The 17,488-nt window shown below is 72.0% G+C and carries 15 protein-coding genes; 7 read left to right on the forward strand and 8 right to left on the reverse strand.

The genetic code is table 11. The annotated features are described in order from the left end of the window. From gltA to ACLF3M_RS13055, 4 genes are all read left to right on the forward strand, one after another. Positions 1-1,308, forward strand: a complete 1,308-nt coding sequence (gltA, locus tag ACLF3M_RS13040; RefSeq protein ID WP_430657365.1) for a citrate synthase — start codon at positions 1-3, stop codon at positions 1,306-1,308. Positions 1,309-1,655: 347 nt separating this feature from the next. Next, positions 1,656-2,282 (forward strand): hypothetical protein, encoded by a 627-nt coding sequence (locus tag ACLF3M_RS13045; protein ID WP_430657366.1) that lies wholly within the window; start codon positions 1,656-1,658, stop codon positions 2,280-2,282. Positions 2,283-2,467: 185 nt separating this feature from the next. After that, positions 2,468-3,472, forward strand: a complete 1,005-nt coding sequence (locus ACLF3M_RS13050) for an ABC transporter substrate-binding protein (protein WP_430657367.1) — start codon at positions 2,468-2,470, stop codon at positions 3,470-3,472. Positions 3,473-3,573: 101 nt separating this feature from the next. Beyond that, a complete protein-coding gene (locus ACLF3M_RS13055; RefSeq protein WP_430657368.1) occupies positions 3,574-5,211 on the forward strand; it encodes an ABC transporter permease in 1,638 nt (545 codons plus the stop codon). 48 nt (positions 5,212-5,259) lie between these two features. On the opposite strand, the gene ACLF3M_RS13060 is transcribed toward ACLF3M_RS13055, so the two are convergent. Further along, on the reverse strand, positions 5,260-5,685 hold the full coding sequence (locus tag ACLF3M_RS13060) for a hypothetical protein (protein WP_430657369.1): 426 nt from the start codon (positions 5,683-5,685) through the stop codon (positions 5,260-5,262). 122 nt (positions 5,686-5,807) lie between these two features. Here ACLF3M_RS13060 and ACLF3M_RS13065 point away from each other — a divergent pair, with 122 nt between their 5' ends. Then, positions 5,808-6,509 (forward strand): aspartate/glutamate racemase family protein, encoded by a 702-nt coding sequence (locus ACLF3M_RS13065; RefSeq protein WP_430657370.1) that lies wholly within the window; start codon positions 5,808-5,810, stop codon positions 6,507-6,509. Between the two features lie 12 nt (positions 6,510-6,521). Here the strand turns inward: ACLF3M_RS13065 and ACLF3M_RS13070 are convergent, their stop codons facing one another. From ACLF3M_RS13070 to ACLF3M_RS13080, 3 genes are all read right to left on the reverse strand, one after another. Continuing rightward, the gene (locus ACLF3M_RS13070; protein WP_430657371.1) at positions 6,522-8,195 is read right to left on the reverse strand and encodes an amidohydrolase; all 1,674 of its coding nucleotides are present in this window, start codon (positions 8,193-8,195) and stop codon (positions 6,522-6,524) included. A 4-nt stretch (positions 8,196-8,199) separates the two neighbouring features. Beyond that, positions 8,200-8,604, reverse strand: a complete 405-nt coding sequence (locus ACLF3M_RS13075; RefSeq protein WP_430657372.1) for a hypothetical protein — start codon at positions 8,602-8,604, stop codon at positions 8,200-8,202. Between the two features lie 68 nt (positions 8,605-8,672). Continuing rightward, positions 8,673-9,416 (reverse strand): response regulator, encoded by a 744-nt coding sequence (locus ACLF3M_RS13080; protein WP_430657373.1) that lies wholly within the window; start codon positions 9,414-9,416, stop codon positions 8,673-8,675. A 133-nt stretch (positions 9,417-9,549) separates the two neighbouring features. Here ACLF3M_RS13080 and ACLF3M_RS13085 point away from each other — a divergent pair, with 133 nt between their 5' ends. Further along, positions 9,550-13,482, forward strand: coding sequence for a PAS-domain containing protein (locus tag ACLF3M_RS13085; RefSeq protein WP_430657374.1), 3,933 nt, complete (start codon positions 9,550-9,552; stop codon positions 13,480-13,482). 18 nt (positions 13,483-13,500) lie between these two features. Here ACLF3M_RS13085 and ACLF3M_RS13090 read toward each other — a convergent pair whose 3' ends face one another. The 4 genes from ACLF3M_RS13090 to ACLF3M_RS13105 all read right to left on the reverse strand — a co-directional run bounded on the left by ACLF3M_RS13090 (position 13,501) and on the right by ACLF3M_RS13105 (position 16,598). Continuing rightward, positions 13,501-13,740 (reverse strand): hypothetical protein, encoded by a 240-nt coding sequence (locus ACLF3M_RS13090; RefSeq protein ID WP_430657375.1) that lies wholly within the window; start codon positions 13,738-13,740, stop codon positions 13,501-13,503. A gap of 172 nt (positions 13,741-13,912) precedes the next feature. Continuing rightward, the gene (locus ACLF3M_RS13095; protein ID WP_430657376.1) at positions 13,913-14,986 is read right to left on the reverse strand and encodes a tartrate dehydrogenase; all 1,074 of its coding nucleotides are present in this window, start codon (positions 14,984-14,986) and stop codon (positions 13,913-13,915) included. A 107-nt stretch (positions 14,987-15,093) separates the two neighbouring features. Further along, a complete protein-coding gene (locus ACLF3M_RS13100; protein WP_430657377.1) occupies positions 15,094-15,591 on the reverse strand; it encodes a thermonuclease family protein in 498 nt (165 codons plus the stop codon). 134 nt (positions 15,592-15,725) lie between these two features. After that, positions 15,726-16,598, reverse strand: a complete 873-nt coding sequence (locus ACLF3M_RS13105; protein ID WP_430657378.1) for a sulfite oxidase heme-binding subunit YedZ — start codon at positions 16,596-16,598, stop codon at positions 15,726-15,728. Between the two features lie 169 nt (positions 16,599-16,767). Between ACLF3M_RS13105 and ACLF3M_RS13110 the strand changes: the two genes are divergently transcribed. Continuing rightward, a complete protein-coding gene (locus ACLF3M_RS13110; protein ID WP_430657379.1) occupies positions 16,768-17,481 on the forward strand; it encodes an orotate phosphoribosyltransferase in 714 nt (237 codons plus the stop codon). Positions 17,482-17,488 lie beyond the last annotated feature (7 nt).

Raw genomic sequence — 17,488 nt, forward strand, 5'->3', positions numbered from 1 at the left:
ATGAGCACCACCCCCAACGGCTCCGTCACCTTCACGCTCGACGGCACCAACCGAAGCATGAAGCTGCCGGTCCTCAAGGGCAGCGTCGGCCCCGATGTGGTGGACATCCGCAAGCTCTACAGCGACCTCGGCGTCTTCACCTATGACCCGGGCTACGGCGAGACCGCGAGCTGCGAGAGCCAGATCACCTACATCGACGGCGACGAGGGCGTGCTGCTCTACCGCGGCTACCCCATCGACCAGCTCGCCGAGAAGTCCGACTTCGTCGAGGTCTGCTACCTCCTGATGAACGGCGACCTTCCGACCGAGGCGCAACTCAAGGAGTTCCGCAAGGGCGTCACCTACCACACCATGGTGCACGAGCAGATCCGTCGCTTCTTCGACGGCTTCCGCCGCGACGCGCACCCCATGGCCGTGATGTGCGGCGTGGTCGGCGCGCTGGCGGCCTTCTATCACGACAATCTCGATATCAACGACGCCAAGCAGCGCGAGATCGCGGCCTTCCGCCTGATCGCCAAAGTCCCGACGATCGCGGCCATGGCCTACAAGTATGCGCTCGGCCAGCCTTTCGTGTATCCGCGCAACGACCTCGACTACGCCGCCAACTTCCTGCACATGCTCAATGCCGTGCCGGCCGAGCCCTACCAGGTCTCGCCCGTCCTGGCCCGCGCGATGGACCGCATCCTGGTCCTGCATGCCGACCACGAGCAGAACGCCTCGACCTCGACCGTGCGGCTTGCGGGCTCGACCGGCGCCAACCCCTTCGCCTGTATCGCCGCCGGCATCGCCGCGCTGTGGGGGCCTGCGCATGGCGGCGCGAACGAGGCCGTGCTGAAGATGCTGGGCGAGATCGGCCATGCCAGGAACATCCCGTCCTTCATCGAGAAGGTGAAGGACAAGAACTCCGGCGTGAAGCTCATGGGCTTCGGCCATCGGGTGTACAAGAACTTCGACCCTCGCGCGAAGATCATGCAGAAGACCTGCCATGAGGTCCTGGGCGAGCTCGGCATCAAGGATGAGCCGCTGCTCGACCTGGCGATGGAGCTGGAGCGGATCGCGCTGCACGACGACTACTTCGTCAGCCGCAAGCTCTACCCGAACGTGGATTTCTATTCGGGCATCATCCTGAAGGCGATGGGCATCCCGACGTCGATGTTCACCGTGATCTTCGCGGTGGCCCGGACGGTCGGCTGGGTCAGCCAGTGGAAGGAGATGATCGAGGATCCGACGCAGCGCATCGGACGCCCGCGCCAGATCTACACCGGCGCGCCCCGCCGCGATTACGTGGACCTCGTCAAGCGCGGCTGATGCCGGGGCCAGACGGCCCCTGACACCCCGTTCCGTCCCGGAAAGGCCCCGTTCGCGCGCGCGAACGGGGCCTTTTGCCGTCTCTCGGTTTCAAGATCGCGCTCCAAGGATTTGAATCGACTCCGTTCCATGAGTCGGCGTTGCGGGTTTTGAGTCGTCTCCCGCCTCCGGGATCGAGTCCCAATCTGCGCCTGAATCTCGAATCCTGTATGCGAATTGCAACCGCTGCGCGTGAAAATTGACACTACGCGTTAGAAAACGCTTGATGGTCGTTAACGTTTTTGGAAAATCTCTATCTACGGTTGTGTTTCCAGGAAGGATCAGTATCAATGCGAGATAATTGGCCGGTGCATAAACCGCTGGACGACCTCGTCCGGCGCCGGCTGCGTCAATGGCCGCAGAGCCCGCCCGGCGCGGTGCGCTCGACGCGTCAGTCCGGCACATGGCTACGGGCACGCCCGGGCGACGAGAAAATGCTGGGCCAGCCCTTCCTCAAGCTGCCGGGCTGCCAGACCTTCAAGACCATCCCGGACGGGCTCTGGCTGCATTTCTCCCCCGACCCCTATGAGCGCTGGGCCGACATCCTCTGCATCGAGGCCTGCGGCTCGGTCGCCAACATGCAGGACAAGCGCGCGCGCTTCGCGCCCTCCACCTCCTCGCTGCTGGTGGTCTGCCCGCTGCGCTGGCTGCTCGACCCCGCCGAGCCCGGCGACCCGACCCCGCGCTGGCACGCCATCGGCATGCTGCGCGCGGAACCGGCGGAGCCGCTGGTCCTGCCGATCCGCGACATGCGCGTGCTGTACGGGCTGAAGCGCCATCACTACCAGTCCGTCGCCGCCGGCCACCTGCCGCACAGCCACGAGTATTTCTGCCCGATGGACGTGCTGACCGCCGAGCGGGGGTTCGAGAACCCCGCGCTCACCGCGCTGATCGCGCGCGCCTCGGCGACCGCGAACTTCATCTTCCCGGCCTGACGCCCGGGGCCGCTCCGGGCGACCCGTCGGTGCTCCGCTGCGGCCTTCGCGGCGTGCGCCGCGGGCCGGATGCGCCGGCATGCGCCGCGACCCGGTCCGCATGAAACCGGCTCTTCACATTACCCCCCTGCCCGGAAGGCTTCGCTGCCGCTAGATCGGCAGCACGGTACAAGGGGGACACCGCGATGATGAGGCGCCGCGACCTCGCCTTCGGCATGTCGGCACTGGCCATGGCGGCGATCCGCCGGGCCGCCGCCCAGGGGACGAACGCGGAGCCCTCCGGCCCGCTTGTCCTCTACACCTCCCAGCTCGAGCCCGACGCCGCCGGCACGGTGGAGGCCTTCCGCCGCCGCCATCCCGCCGTGCAGGTCGAATGGATCCGCGGCGGCACCGGCCAGATCATGACCCGGCTGCGCGCCGAGATCGCCGCCGGCGCCCCGCGCCCCGACATCCTGCTGCTGGCCGACAGCCTGACCTTCGAGGCGCTGAAGGCCGAGGGCCGGCTGCGACCGAGCCCCGAGGTCCAGTCATCCGGCATCCCGCCCGAGCATCTCGACGCCGGCCGCGCCTACTTCGGCACCAAGCTCATCACCACGGGGATCATGCACCACCTCCGCGCGCCCTTCGCGCCGCGGCGGTGGGACGACCTGCTGCAGCCCCGCGCGCGCAACCAGGTCGCGATGCCCTCGCCCGCCGTCTCCGGCGCCGCGGCGATCCATGTCACGGCGCTGGTGCAGAACCCCGCCTTCGGCTGGTCCTATGTCGAGCGGCTCGTGCAGAACGGCGTTCAGGCGCGCGGCGGCAACGGCCCCGTCATGCAGGCCGTCGCCGGGGCGGAGCGCGCCTTCGGCATCGCGATCGACTACCTGCCCATCCGGGAATCCCGCAACGGCTCGCCCGTCCGCTTCGTCTTCCCCGAGGACGGCGTCAGCGCCATCACCGAGCCCGCCGCGATCCTGTCCACCGCGCGCAACGTCCCGGCCGCCATCGCCTTCATGAACTTCCTGCTCTCGCGCGAGGGCCAGCAGCTCGCGTCGAGCCAGGGCTTCCTGCCCGCCGACCCCGAGGCGACGGCGCCCGCCGGCTTCCCGGACCCGAGGACCGTCAGGATCATGCCCTTCGATGCCGCCCGCGCCGCGCGCGAGCAGGAGGAGATCCTCCGCCGCTTCGCGCAGCTGACGGGGGGGTGACGCGGGATGGGTGATCGCGGCGGCCCCCTCCCCATCCCTCCCCCGCAACAGCGGGGGAGGGGGTAAGAAGGATTGCCCGGGACACCGTCCTTTCCCATCGCGTGACCACTCCCCTCCTCCCCCTCCTCGCCGCCGCCTGGCTGCTCGCGCTCGGCGCGATCCCGCTTCTCCGTCTCCTCGCGGAGGCGATGGCCGGCACGGCGCTCGCTGCCGCCTTCGCCGATCCCGCGGTCTGGCGCGCGGCGTCTCATTCGCTCGCCGTCTCGCTGGCCGCCGCCGCGCTCGCGACCGTCATCGGCGCGGGCCTCGCCTGGGCCCTGCTGCTGCGCGGCCTGCCCGGACGCCGCGTGCTGCTCTTCCTCGCGGTCATGCCGGCGCTGATCCCAGCCCAGGTCATGGCGCTGGGCTGGATCCAGGCCTCCGGCCCCGCCTCGCCCCTGCTCCTAGCGCTGGATCTCGCCCCGCCCCTCGGCACGCCCAACCCCGTCTATGGTCCGGCCGGCATGACCGTCCTGCTCGCCGCCCAGGCCGCGCCGCTGGTGATGCTGGCGATCGCCGCCCTGCTCCGCCGCGTGCCCGGCGAGGTCGTGCTCGCCGCGCGGGGCCTCGGCGCGACGCCGGAAACCGCGCTGCGCCGCGCGGTCTGGCCGCTGCTGCGGCCCGGCCTGCTGGCCGGGGCGGGGCTCGCCTATGTCGCGGCGCTGGGGAATTTCGGCGTCGGCGCGCTGCTCGGCATCCCCGCGCGCTTCACCGTGCTCCCGGTGCTGATCTGGCAGCGCCTGTCCTCGGGCGGCGCGGCGTCGCTGGCGCAGGCGGCGGCGTTGGCCGTGCTGCTCGCCGCGATGGCGCTGCCCGCCCTGCTGCTGCAGGCCCGCGCGGCGCGGCGCGCCCCGGCGGCCGGCCGCATGGCCTTCGCGCCCCTGACGCTGGCGCCTACCGCGCGGGCGGCCGCGCTCCTGCTCGTGCTGCTTTACCTCGCCGCCGTGCTGCTCGTGCCCCTCGCCGCGCTCGCCGCCGCCGCGCTGGTCCCCGCCTTGGGCGTCGAGCTCTCCGCCGAGACCCTGACCTGGCGCCACTTCGCCGCCGCGCTGTCGCCGGGCGCGCATACCGGCCGCGCCTTTGGCAATTCCCTGATGCTCTCGGCCGGCGCGGCGCTGGTGCTGGCCGCGGCCGCGCTGCCGATCGCGCTCGCCATGCGCGCCCGCCTGGTGCGTGCGGCGAGCGGCGCGACCGACCTGCCATATGCGCTGCCAGGCGCCTGCACCGGCGTGGCGGCGATCCTGGTGGTGCTGTCGCTGCCCGGCGGCGGCGCGCTCTATGGCACGCTCGGGCTGATCGGGCTCGCCTATCTCACGCGCTTCCAGGCGCTGGCGCTCCGCCCGGTCGCCGCCGCCGCCGCCAGGCTCGATCCTACGCTGGACGAGGCCGCGCGCGGCATGGGCGCGGGGCCGCTTCGGCGCCTGTTCTCGGTCCACCTGCCCCCGCTCGCCCCGGCGCTGGCCGCCGGCGCGATCCTGGTGGCCATCACGGCGGTGAACGAGGTCACGGTCTCCTCCCTGCTCTACGGGCCGGGCAGCCAGACCCTCGGCGTGCTGGTCTTCGGCCTGCAGGAGAGCGGGCAATCCCCGCTCGCCGCCGCCGTCTCCTGCCTGGCGCTGCTGTTGATGGCGGCCCTGATGGCCGCCGCGACGCTCGCCGCGCGCCGCCTGCCGGCCGGCACCCTGCCCTGGCGGCCCTGATGCGATCTTTGCGTCTATACCCGGCGGCGCATGAAAGAGCCCGCGGCTCTACACTCCGGGGAACAGCCGCGGCACCGCCGCCGCCACCGCGACCAGCTGCAACCCGTTCCAGGCGATGCCGCCGAGATGCACGCGCCGCATCCGCCGCGGCGCCAGGGCGTCGCCGGCGTCGCGCACCCGGATCTCCTCGTCCATCCGCCGCAGGAACCAGGCCCGCGCCGCGACATCGGCCGCCAGCAGCGCCGCCAGCCCCGCCGCCACCGCCGGCCGCCCGGCGGCGGCGAAGGCGATCACCGCCAGCACGCAGCCCGCGATCACCGCCTTGAAATAGACGCTGAACAGCCCGCGCAGCATCCAGCCCACCACGGGATCGTCCAGCCGCTTGAGGAAGAAGGTCAGGGACGAGATGGTGAAATAGACCATCGGCAGGATCAGCAGCACGGTCGCGCCGAGCGAAATTCCCTGGGCGGTCACGCGGTCCTCCCCGGCTGGCCCGGGGCGATCACGCGCGGCGCGGCGGGTCCTGTCAACCGGAACGGGACTGTCCGGCCTCGCCCCGGGCTGGCAGGCTGCGCCCGCGTGACGGAGGAGCGGGGATGGCGGGGCGCATGCTCGGCGTGCTGGGGGGCATGGGGCCGCTGGCCTCGGCGGAGTTCATGCGGCGGCTCACGCTGCTGACGCCGGCCGCGCGCGACCAGGACCACATCCCCGCCGTGCTCTGGTCCGACCCGCGGGTCCCCGACCGCAGCGCCGCCCGCCTCGCCGGCGGCGAAGACCCGCTGCCCGCCCTGTTGCGCGGAATCCACGGCCTGCAACAGGCGGGCTGCGGCGCGATCGCCATCCCCTGCAACACCGCGCATGGATGGTTCGACGCGATGCAGGCGGCGACGCCGCTGCCCATCCTGCACATCGTGGACGCCGCGGCGGCGGAACTCGCGCGGCTCGGCGTGCCGCAGGGGCGCATCGGCGTCATGGGCACGGCCGGCACGCTGGCGATGCGGCTCTATCAGCAACGCCTCGACGCGCGCGGCTACGACTGCCTGGTGCCGACGGAGCAGGAGATGGCGTCCCTCGTCACGCCCGCCATCGCGCGGGTGAAGGCGAATGAGGTCGCGGAAGCCTACGAAGCGCTGGCCGAGGCCGCGCGGCGCCTGGCCGGGCGCGGCGCTCGTGCGGTGGTGCTGGGCTGCACCGAGATCCCCCTCGGCATCGCCGCCGGGCCCGCCTTGCCCTTCCCGGTCTGCGACACGATCGATGCCCTGGCCCGCGCGGCGATCGCCTGGGCGCGCGGCGGATGACCGATGCCGCCGTCACATCCCGTCGCGGTGCACCACCCGCCCGCCGACCAGCGTCATCACCGCCCGCGTCTCGCGGATCTTCTCGGGCTCGACGGCCAGGATGTCCTGCGACAGCACGACCAGGTCGGCCAGCTTCCCAGGCTCCACCGAGCCCATCTCCGCCTCCGCCCCCATCAGCACCGCGTTGTTCCGGGTGTAGAGCGTCAGCGCCTCGCGCGGCGTGATCCCCCATTCCGGGCCCAGGCGATACCCTGCCAGCGTGCCGCGCGTGACCATCCACCACATCGACTGGAAGGGATCGCCGGGCACCACGGGCGCGTCGGTCCCGCCGCCGACATGCACCCCGGCGTCGATGATGCGCCGGATCGGGATGGAATAGGCCGCGCGCTCGTCGCCCCACCAGCGCCGCTGGTTGTGGCCGAGCAGCACGGGATGGTTCTGCGCCGTCGCCATCACGCCGAGCGTCGCCATCCGCGCCAAGGCATCCGGCGTCGGCAGGAAGATGTGCATCACCGTCCAGCGCAGCGGGCGGATCGGGCCGAGCTCGTCATTCACCTGGCCGTAGAGCCGCGTGATGAGGTCGATGGTGTAGTCGCCGACCGCATGGGTCTGCATCTGCAGCCCCGCGCGGTGCACCAGGCGCAGCCCGTCCAGCATCTCGGCCTCACCTCCCGCCGGCAGCAGCAGGATGCCGCGGTACTCCGGGTTGGTCTGCTCGCCCGGCACGATTCGGTAGGGCTCGGTCATCCGGCCGCCCTCGACGCCGCCGTCGAGCAGCCACTTGATCCCCGCCGTGCGCAGCATCGGGTGCTGCGGCCAGCCCTGCTGCGCCGCGATGCCGCGCGCGACCTGCTCCCGGTTCGCCGCGAGCCAGAGCAGCCAGGTCCGCACCGTCATGAGGTCGGCATCGCGCAGCTCGCGGTAGATCGCGGCCTCGGCGTCGGTGATGCCGGGCTCCACCACCGCGGTGACGCCGAGGGCATTGAGCTCCCGGATCGCCTCCGTCACCAGCCGCCCCTGCTCGGGCGCGGGCGGCGGGGGCGACAGGACGCGGCGGGCGAGGACGGTCGCGCCGGCGATCAGCAGCACGCCGGTGGGCTCGCCGTCCTCGCGCTTCACGATCACGCCGCCGGCGGGCTGGGGCGTGTCGCGCGTGACGCCGGCACGCTGCAGGCCGAGGCTGTTGACGGTGACGACATGCCCGCCGCGCGGGATGAAGACCGGGTTGTCCGGCGCGACGCCGTCGAGCTCCCAGCGCGTCGGCAGCCGCCCTTCCGCCAGCAGGCTCTCATGCCAGAGCGAGGAGGCGATAACCCACTCCCCGGGCGGCGTGCGGCGCGCGCGCTCCCCGATCGCGGCCAGCATGTCGGCGATGGAGCGCGCCTGCAGCAGGGGGACCGCGAGCAGGTTCATGCCCCATTGGTGCTGGTGCACATGGGTGTCGATCAGCCCGGGGATGGCGGTGCGGCCGCCGAGGTCCACGACCTGCGTGCCGGGCCCAGCCATCGCCTCGGCCGCCGCGCCGGTCGCGACGAAGCGCCCGCCGCGGATCGCAACGGCGTCCGTGGTCGAGAAGGCCGCATCCACAGTGTGGATGCGCCCGTTGCGCAGCACCATCTCGGCGGGCTGCGCCTGCGCGAGACCGGCGGCGCAGGCGAGCGCCACGGCGAGCAGGAGCCTGCGCATGGGATCAGGCGCTGGCCAGGCCGGCGTCGCGCAGCACCAGGCGCTCGGGCAGCCCCGTGCCCTCCCGCGCCGCGGGATCCAGCACCAGCACGCCCTCGATCGTCACGCGGGAATAGGGATCAGCGATGTGCGGCAGCTCGCCCCGCACCGAGACCACGCCCGTCGGCCAGTCATGCGCCCCCCCGCAGAGCTGGCAGGGCACCAGCGCGGTCTCACCGAGCGCGAGCCAGCCCGCCGCGCCGGACGGCACCGGCGCGACCAGCCCTTCCAGCGCGACCCGCTTCCCGTCCAGCCTGCGCGCGAGCGCCGAGGGCGCCTCGCCGGTCTCGTCGTAGAGATCGCGGAGCGCGACGCGTCCCTGCGCGGCGGCTGGCTTCAGGGCGGCAGCGAGGCCGACACAGGCCAGCATCGCGGCCCGGCGGCCGCGCGGACCGATTCAGACCTCCGGGCCTATCGGCCCTGCGGTCATCGGGCCGCTCAGACCGCCTCGGGATCGAAGAGGTAGCCGACCCCGCGCACCGTCCGCAGCGCCATCGGACGCGAGGGATACCGCTCCACCTTGCGCCGCAGCCGCATGATCCGCAGGTCGATGGCGCGGTCGAAGGCCTCGGGCTCCTCGTCGCCCGAGATCCGCTCCAGCAGCCAGTCCCGGTGCAGCGCCTTGTTCGGGTTGTCGAGGAACAGCTTGATCAGCGCGAGCTCGCTTTCGGTCAGCTGGTCCTCGGACCCGTCGGCGCAGCGCAGGATGCCGCTGCGGGGATTGAGCTGGGCGGCGCCGAAGCGGACCATGTTGGCGGCCAGCGGCTCGTTCGCGACGGGCGCCGGTGCCGCGGGCTTCCCGTCCACGCCGACACGGCGCATCACGGCGCGCAGCCGGGCCAGCAGCTCGCGCGGCTCGAAGGGCTTGGTGATGTAGTCGTCGGCGCCGGATTCCAGCCCGACCACCCGGTCAACCAGCTCGTTCGCCGCCGTCAGCATGATGATGCCGACGGTCGGCGACTGGCCGCGCAGCCAGCGCGCCAGGCTGAACCCGTCCTCGCCGGGCAGGCCGATATCCACCAGCGCGGCGTCCGGCATCGCCGCCTCGACCGCTGCGCGGAAGGCCGGGCCGTCCGCCACCCCTTCCACCGCGAACCCCTGCCCCGTGAGATAGGCGCAGACAGTCTCCCGCTGGAACGGGTCGTCCTCGACGACAAGAAGGGAGGTATTGCCCCCGGTCATGACCCTCGATCCCCCATGGGGCGCATCTTTCGCAGGGAGCGGCCGGGCCGTCAAACGACCCTCGTGAAACACGCGAAACAAGGTTTCAGTCCCGTGAAACACAGCGACGTCGGGAAAGGGGCATGATGCAGGCATGCTCGCTATTTCCGACCCCGCGGGGAGCACCGCGGAATCGGCTGCCCTGCAAGCCGAGGCCCTGGCCAGCCTGCCCGGCCCCTTCGCGCTCTTCGCCGCCGATGGCCGCCTGGTCTCCGCCAATGCCGGCCTCGACGCCCTGATCCCTCCCGGCGATGCCGCCCGCGGCCCCGGCGCGACGCTGGATCGCGTGCTGGCCGCCATCGGGGCGCGCGGGGCGACCTCGAACCCGGGCGGCTGGCTCGACGCGCCGGAAGACCCGGCCTCCTGGCTGCCGCTGCCCGGCGCGGCGGAGCGGCTGCGCGACTGGCGGACGGAGGACGGGCGCTGGTTCCGCGTCGCGCTGCGCCGGATGCCGAGCGGCTTCGTCCTCTCGGCGACCGACGTCACCGACTTCAAGCGCCAGGAAAGCGACCTGGCGGAGGCGCGGGCGCGGCTGCAGACCGTGCTCGACCACATGACCGACGGCGTCCTGATGTGGGACGAGCGGCTGCGCATCACCTTCGCCAACAACGGCGCGATGCGCATCGGCGACTTCCCCGAGGGCTCCCTCTACCACGGCGCCGACGTCGTGGAGCTCATCCGCATGCGGGAACGCCGCGGTGACTACGGCCCGCCCCCGGAGACGGAGGAGGAGCTGGAGCGGCGCGTGGCGGAGCGGAAGCGGCTGCTGACCTCCGGCGCGACCTATGTGCGGCGCACCCTGGACGAGGGCTTCGTCGAGGTCACCACCATCCCCCTGCCGCAGGGCGGGGCGATCCTCACCTACCGCGACGTCACGCGCTACAAGCGGCAGGAACAGCAGCTGTCGGAGGCGCGGGCGCAGCTCCAGACCGTGCTCGACCACATGACCGACGGCGTGACCATGTGGGACAAGGACTACACCGTCCTCTTCTTCAACAAGGAGACGCTTCGCATCGGCGAGTTCCCGCCGGAGATGGCGTATCCCGGCGTGAACGTGCTCGACATCATGCGCCTGCAGGACCAGCGCGGCGAGTTCGGGCCGCCGCCCAAGGATGCGGCCGAGCTCGAGGCGCGCGTGCAGGGCCGCGCCGCGCTGCTCTCCCGCCCCGGCGGCGTGAGCTACATGCGCAAGACGCCCTCGGGCAAGTGGCTCGAGGTGAAGTCCATCCCGATCGCGACGGGCGGCTGCGTCCTGATGTACCGCGACATCACCACGCTGAAGCAGCGCGAGGAGGAGCTGCAGCGCGCGCGGGAGACGCAGCAGCTCATCCTCGATCACATGGGCGACGGCGTGCTGCTGCTGGACGACCAGCTGCGCGTGAAGCTCGCCAACCGCGCCGTGGCGCGCTTCCACGACCTGCCGGAGGAGATGGCGCGGCCCGGCACCTCCGCGATCGAGGCGATGCGCTACCGCGTGCTGCGCGGCGATTTCGGCCCGCCGCCCGCCGATCCCGCCGCGGTGGACGCGGCGGTGGAGAAGCGCATCTACATGGCCCGCTTCCCCGGCGGCCCGGCGGAGCAGCGCCGCGCCATGAACGGGAACTGGGTGGAGATCTCCTCGATCTCCACGCCCGATGGCGGCGTCCTGGTGATCTACCGCGACATCACCGGCCTGAAGCAGCGCGAGGAGGAGCTGGCGGAAGCCCGCGACGCCGCGGCCGACGCCTCGCTCGTGCTGGGCGCGACGATCGAGAGCATGGCGCAGGGCCTGGTGCTGGTCGCGCCCGACGGCACGCTGAAGCTGGTGAGCCGCCGCGCGCGCGAATTGCTGCAGATCCCCGACGACATGCCCGCAATGGGCCGCCCCTTCGCCGAGATCGTCGCCTTCCAGAAGGCCCGCGGCGACTACGACCTGTCGCCCGAGGCCGCCGAGCAGGCCCGCCGCGCCATGGAGGGCGGGGAGCTGCAGGAGCGCCGCTACGAGCGCGAGCGTGCCGACGGCACGGTGATCGAGGTGCATGCCCGCCGCATGGAGGATGGCGGCTTCGTGCGCACCTACACCGACGTGACGGAAAGGAAGCGCAGCCAGCAGGCGCTGGCCGAGGCGCGCGACGCGGCGGAGGCGGCGCGCGCCATCCTCGCCGCCGCGATGGACCACGTCCCCGTCGGGATCGTGCTGACCGGGCCCAAGGATGAGATCCAGGTCATCAACCACCGCGCCGTCGAGCTGCTCGGCCTGCCGGAGGAGCTTGCGCGCCCGGGCGAGGATGCCCGCGAGCTGCAGCGCTGGCAGATCGAGAACGACCGCTTCGCCGGCGACCCCGAGGCACTGGAGCGGGCGCAGTGGGGTGCGAAGAACTACGGCGTCCTCAACGGCGTCTTCGAGCGCAAGATGCCGGAGGGCCACACGCTCGAGATCCGCTCGGTCACGCTGCCGGACGGGCGCTCGATCAGCAGCTATGCCGACATCACCGAGCGCCGCCGGCAGGCCGAGGCACTGGCCGCCGCGCGCGACGCGGCGGAGGCGGCGAACCGCGCCAAATCCGCCTTCCTCGCCGCGATGAGCCACGAGATCCGCACGCCAATGAACGGCGTGCTCGGCATGATAGAGGTGCTGGAACGCACGCCGCCCGGCCCCGCGCAGCAGCGCTGCATCGCGGTGATGCGGGACAGCGCGGGGCAGCTCCTGCGGATCATCGACGACCTCCTCGACTTCTCGAAGATCGAGGCGGGGCGGATGGAGCTGGAAGCGCTCCCCTTCTCGCTGCGCGGCCTGGTGGAGGGCGCGGTGGACACGCTGGCCGTGCAGGCCCGCAACAAGCAGCTGCACCTCTTCGCCGATCCGGCGGGACCCGGGCCCGACATGGTCACCGGCGATCCCGTGCGCGTGCGCCAGATCCTGTTCAACCTCGTCAGCAACGCCATCAAGTTCACCGACCGCGGCTTCGTGCGCATCCAGGCCACGACGGAGGCGGTGGGCGAGGATGTCGCCGTCAGGCTCGCGGTCGAGGACAGCGGCGTCGGCATGACGGAGGAGCAGATCGCCCGGCTCTTCCAGCCCTTCGCCCAGGCCGACAGCTCCACAACGCGCCGCTTCGGCGGCACCGGGCTCGGCCTGTCGATCGTGCGCCGCCTCGCGCGGATCATGGGCGGCGACGTGACGGTGGAAAGCACGCCCGGGCGCGGCAGCCGCTTCAGCGTGACGCTGAAGCTCGGCGCCGCAGCGGCGGCGCTGCCGGGCGAGGCGGTGTCCGTGCCTGCCGCGGCCACTGGCCCGCGCGGCGATGCGCCGCGGCTGCTGGTGGTGGACGACCATCCCGTGAACCGCGAGGTGCTGGCGCGACAGCTCGAGATCCTGGGCTGCGTCGCCGACATGGCGGAGGACGGGCAGCAGGCGCTCGAGATGTGGCGGCTCGCGCGGCATCGCGTCGCACTGGTGGACCTGCATATGCCGGTGATGGACGGGCTCGACCTGGCGCGCGCGATCAGGCGCGAGGAAGCCGAGCGGCCCGGCCTGCCGCGCACCGCGATCATCGCGGTCACCGCCAACGCGCTGAAGGGCGAGGACGAGCGCTGCTACGCCGCGGGGATGGACGCCTTCCTGCCGAAGCCGCTGGCGCTCGACCAGCTCGCCCGCGCGCTCGGCCGGCATCTCCCGCAGGAGGAAGCGCCCGGCGCACCGGCGGACGAGCCCGGGCTCGCGATGCTCTGGGACCCCGAGGCGCTGCGGCAGCTCTTCGGCGACGACCAGGCCAGGCTGTCGAAGCTGCTCGGCACCTTCCGCGAAGGCGTGCAGCGCGACGGGGAGGCGGTGATGGCCGCGCTCGCCGCCGGCGACCTGCCGGGCGCGGCGGGGGCGGCACATCGGCTCAAGGGCGCGGCACGCATGGCCGGCGCGCGGCGCCTGGCGGAGCTGGTCGCGGAGATCGAGGCGGCCGCCAAGGCCGGAGAGGAAGCGGCCGCGCGCCGTGCGGCGGAGGGGCTGACGACGCTATCGGAAAGGACCTTGGCCGCGAGCACGGGCTGACGGCCCGCGGCCCCGCGCTCAGTCGCAGTCGCAGCCTTCGGTTGGCGTCTGCGCCCCGCGCACGACGTGGTGGTCGATCCATTCGGAGACCAGCCGCCGCGCCTCCTCCAGCGAGGATTCGGGATGGTGGATGCGGTAGAGCGTCGTGCAGGCCGTGAAGGCCGGCATGTCGGCGCTGCCGGTCTCGCGCAGCTCGCGATAGGCCGTGACGACGGCGCGCTCGCAGCGGCGGGCGATGTGGCTGAAGTCGCGACCCATCGGCGTCCGGTATCCCTTCCCCAATCCGGGCGCGCCAAGGAGCGAGGCCGGCGGATGCGAGCCAATTGAGAATCGTTCTCAGTTGACGGCCTGTTTATACGCCGCCATCCGCGCCGGGTTCAAGTGACGGCGCGGTCAGGCTGGCCGGGCCGCCGCCCGCGCCCTCGGGCGATCAGACCCTGCCCACGGCCTCGGCCAGCGCGCGGCCGACATCGATCGTGCCGGCATTGCCGCCCATGTCGCGGGTACGCGGGCCGCCCTCGGCCAGGTGCCTTTCGATGGCGTCCACGATGGCGTCCGCGGCTTCCCTCTCGCCGAGATGCTCCAGCATCATCGCCCCCGACCAGATCTGCCCGATCGGGTTGCAGATCCACTTGCCCGCGATGTCGGGCGCCGAGCCGTGCACCGGCTCGAACATCGAGGGATGCGCCTTCTCCGGGTTGATGTTGGCGCTCGGCGCGATGCCGATCGAGCCCGCCACCGCCGGGCCGAGGTCGGACAGGATGTCGCCGAAGAGGTTCGATCCCACGACGACGTCGAACCAGTCGGGATGCTGCACGAAATGCGCGCAGAGGATGTCGATGTGGAACTGGTCGGTCTGCACCTGAGGGTAGTGCTTCGCCATCTCGGCGAAGCGCTCGTCCCAATAGGGCATGGTGAAGGTGATGCCGTTGGACTTGGTGGCCGAGGTCAGCTTCCTCCGCGGCCGCGTCATCGCGAGGTCGAAGGCGTAGCGCAGGATGCGGTCGGTGCCTGTGCGGGTCAGAATGGATTGCTGGCTGACGAATTCGCGGTCGGTGCCGGCGAACATCCGCCCGCCGACCGAGCTGTACTCGCCCTCCGTGTTCTCGCGCACGACGTAGAAGTCGATGTCCTCCGGCGCGCGGTCCGCCAGCGGCGTCTTCGCGCCGGGCATCAGCCTGCAGGGGCGGAGGTTCACGTACTGGTCGAAGCCACGCCGGATCGGGATCAGCAGGCCCCAGAGCGAGACATGGTCCGGCACGCCGGGCCAGCCGACGGCGCCGAGGAAGATCGAATCGCTCTCCCGCAGGCGTTCGAGCCCGTCATCGGGCATCATCCTGCCGGTCTCGGCGTAGGTCTCGCAGGACCAGTCGTAGTGCGTGAGCTCGAGCTCGAAGCCGAAGCGCCGGGCGGCGGCGTCCAGCACGCGCAGCCCCTCGGGCACCGTTTCCTTGCCGATCCCGTCGCCGGGGATCACGGCGATGCGATGCCTGCGGGTTGCCATGGCGCCCTCCTCCGAAGGCGGGCGTCATGCCCGCGCGCGGGGGCGCGGGCAAGGGCGCCGACGCTGCCGCAGGCGCTTCGTGACGACGGCCGGCTGCACCGGACCCCTCAGCGGGAATGCGCGCGCCGCCAGTCCTCCGGCGTCTCGAACCGCCCGGCCCAGAGCCCGACGCCCCGCCAGCGCGCCTGCCACTCCTGCGGGATGTAGCGCCAGGAGTAGCGCGCATAGGCAACCGCCCAACCCAGTCGGACCATGGCGGCGCCGAGATCCTCGCCGGCGGCCTCGCATCGCGCGAGCGCGCGGCCGTAGCGGTCCTCGCCGGACTGGCTGCAGGTGACGACTCGCCCTTGCACCATCCCGGCCAGGGCCTGGGCGGCCAGCGCGCCGCAGGGCCAGGCGCTACCGTCGCGCTCGCAGATCTGCGCCGACTCCGGCGCGTCGATCCCGGCAAGCCGGATCCGCCGCGCCCCGATCGCCAGCGTGTCGCCGTCCACGGCGCGGGCGAAGCCGGAAAGGGACGGCTCCCTCGCCGGAGACAGGGCGTCCGGTCGCGCCAGAAGCCAGGCTGCGCCGGCGACAATCACCAGCAGGACCAGCGGCCGCACCGGATTTACCCCCCATCGCCGGACGCGATGCAGGAAAGGCAGACGCGCTCCTGGTCCCGGCCACCAGCCCCCCATGATTCCAGGCTGCCACGCCGATGGCGGCGCGGGAACCGCGGGGATGCCGCCCCTGCGGATCAGGCCGGCCGCGGCGACCTTCGCGCGAGCCGCCGCAGCCAGGGGATCATCGCCACTGAGAGCCCCGCGAGCAGCACCCATTGCGCGGGGCGGATGCCGGCGTCGAAGCCGAGATTCGCCTCGGCGATGCGCGCCGCCGGCAGGCGGGACGCGGTGGCGTACCACACGAATTCCAGCCCGACCGTGGCGGCGAAGACGGCGACCGACAGGGCCAGCAGCGCCCAGGGATCGGCCCGCCACCGGCCGGACAGCAACCGCCAGCCCATCAGCCAGAGGTAGAAGCCGGCCGCCAGCACCGCGTCGTCGGCGCGTGACTTGGACTGCAGGAAGGCGTGCAGCACCGCGAGCGCAGCCAGCACATAGACCCAGCGATGGATCTTCTTCCACTTCGGCCCGAGCCGCCGCTGCGACCCGTCGGTCGAGGTCCAGCCCAGCACCGACAGTCCCACCAGCACCCCGAAGCCGAGCGTGAGATAGACCCGCGTCGCGATCTCGCTGACCACCGCCAGCAGGTTCCAGGCGAGGTCGCCGGAGTAGATCGTGAGGTGCAGCAGGACGTAGGCCAGGGCCGCGAGCCCGACCATCCGGCGGAAGGTCAGCGCCTTCGGCCAGTCCGCGATCCAGCGCAGCGGCGTGACGAAAAGGCTCAGCAGCAGGACGTGGATGGCATGCGCGCCGGCGTCGCGCGTCGCCTCCTTCCAGGGCTCGGCGCCCATCTGGCCGGTCGCGAGCAGCCAGACCAGCACCAGCGCCGGGCAGCAGAGCCCGATCAGGACGGACAGGCGAAAGGGCGAGAATCGCCCGCCGCGGTCCAGCCAGGGCCATGGCGTGGTCGGGCGCGCGGGCGGGGCGGCGGCGGTGCGGCGGCTCATCTCCCTTCTTCGCGCGGGCGGCGCGGATGTTTCACCCATGGGGGAGGACGCCTCTCATCGCGCGACAGATGGCCCCGAGGGCGACCCCGGCAAGCCGCTCATGGACGCGCCCGCGCGGGGGCGTTACCAACGGCCATTCCGCACGCTCAACCCCGGGGACTCCGCTGCAATGGCCGTCACGCATGCCTCCGACTGGGACCGGGACGCCGCGCTGACCACCGCGCGCATCCTGCTCGAGATCAAGGCCGTGAACTTCCGCCCGGAGGAGCCCTACACCTTCACCTCGGGCTGGAAGTCGCCGGTCTATATCGACTGCCGCAAGATCATCTCCTTCCCCCGCGCGCGCAACCGCATCTGCGACCTCGGCGTCGAGAAGATCGGCCGGCATGTCGGCTATGAGACGATCGAGGCCGTGGTCGGCGGCGAGACCGCCGGCATCCCCTTCGGCGCCTGGATTGCCGACCGGATGCTCGCGCCGATGGCCTATGTCCGGAAGAAGCCGAAGGGCTTCGGCCGCAATGCGCAGATCGAGGGCGAGGTGCCGATCGGCAAGCAGACCCTGCTGGTCGAGGACCTCACGACAGACGGCGCGTCCAAGATCAAGTTCGCCCAGGCGCTCAGGGACGCGGGTGCCATCTGCGACCATACCTTCGTCGTCTTCTACTACGGCGTCTTCCCCGGCAGCTTCGAGCAGATGAAGGCGATGGGGCTCAACCTGCATCACCTCTGCACCTGGTGGGACGTGCTGGAGGTCTGCCGCGAGCGTCCCTATTTCAGCGACAGCGCGCTGTCGGCGGTGCGGAAGTTCCTCGAGGATCCCGTGGGCTGGTCCAAGGCCCATGGCGGCATCGGCAGCCTCGAGGAGGCGAAGCCGAAGGAGTAGGAGAGGC

The sequence above is a fragment of the Falsiroseomonas sp. HW251 genome (assembly GCF_050563545.1).
GTDB lineage: Bacteria > Pseudomonadota > Alphaproteobacteria > Acetobacterales > Acetobacteraceae > Falsiroseomonas.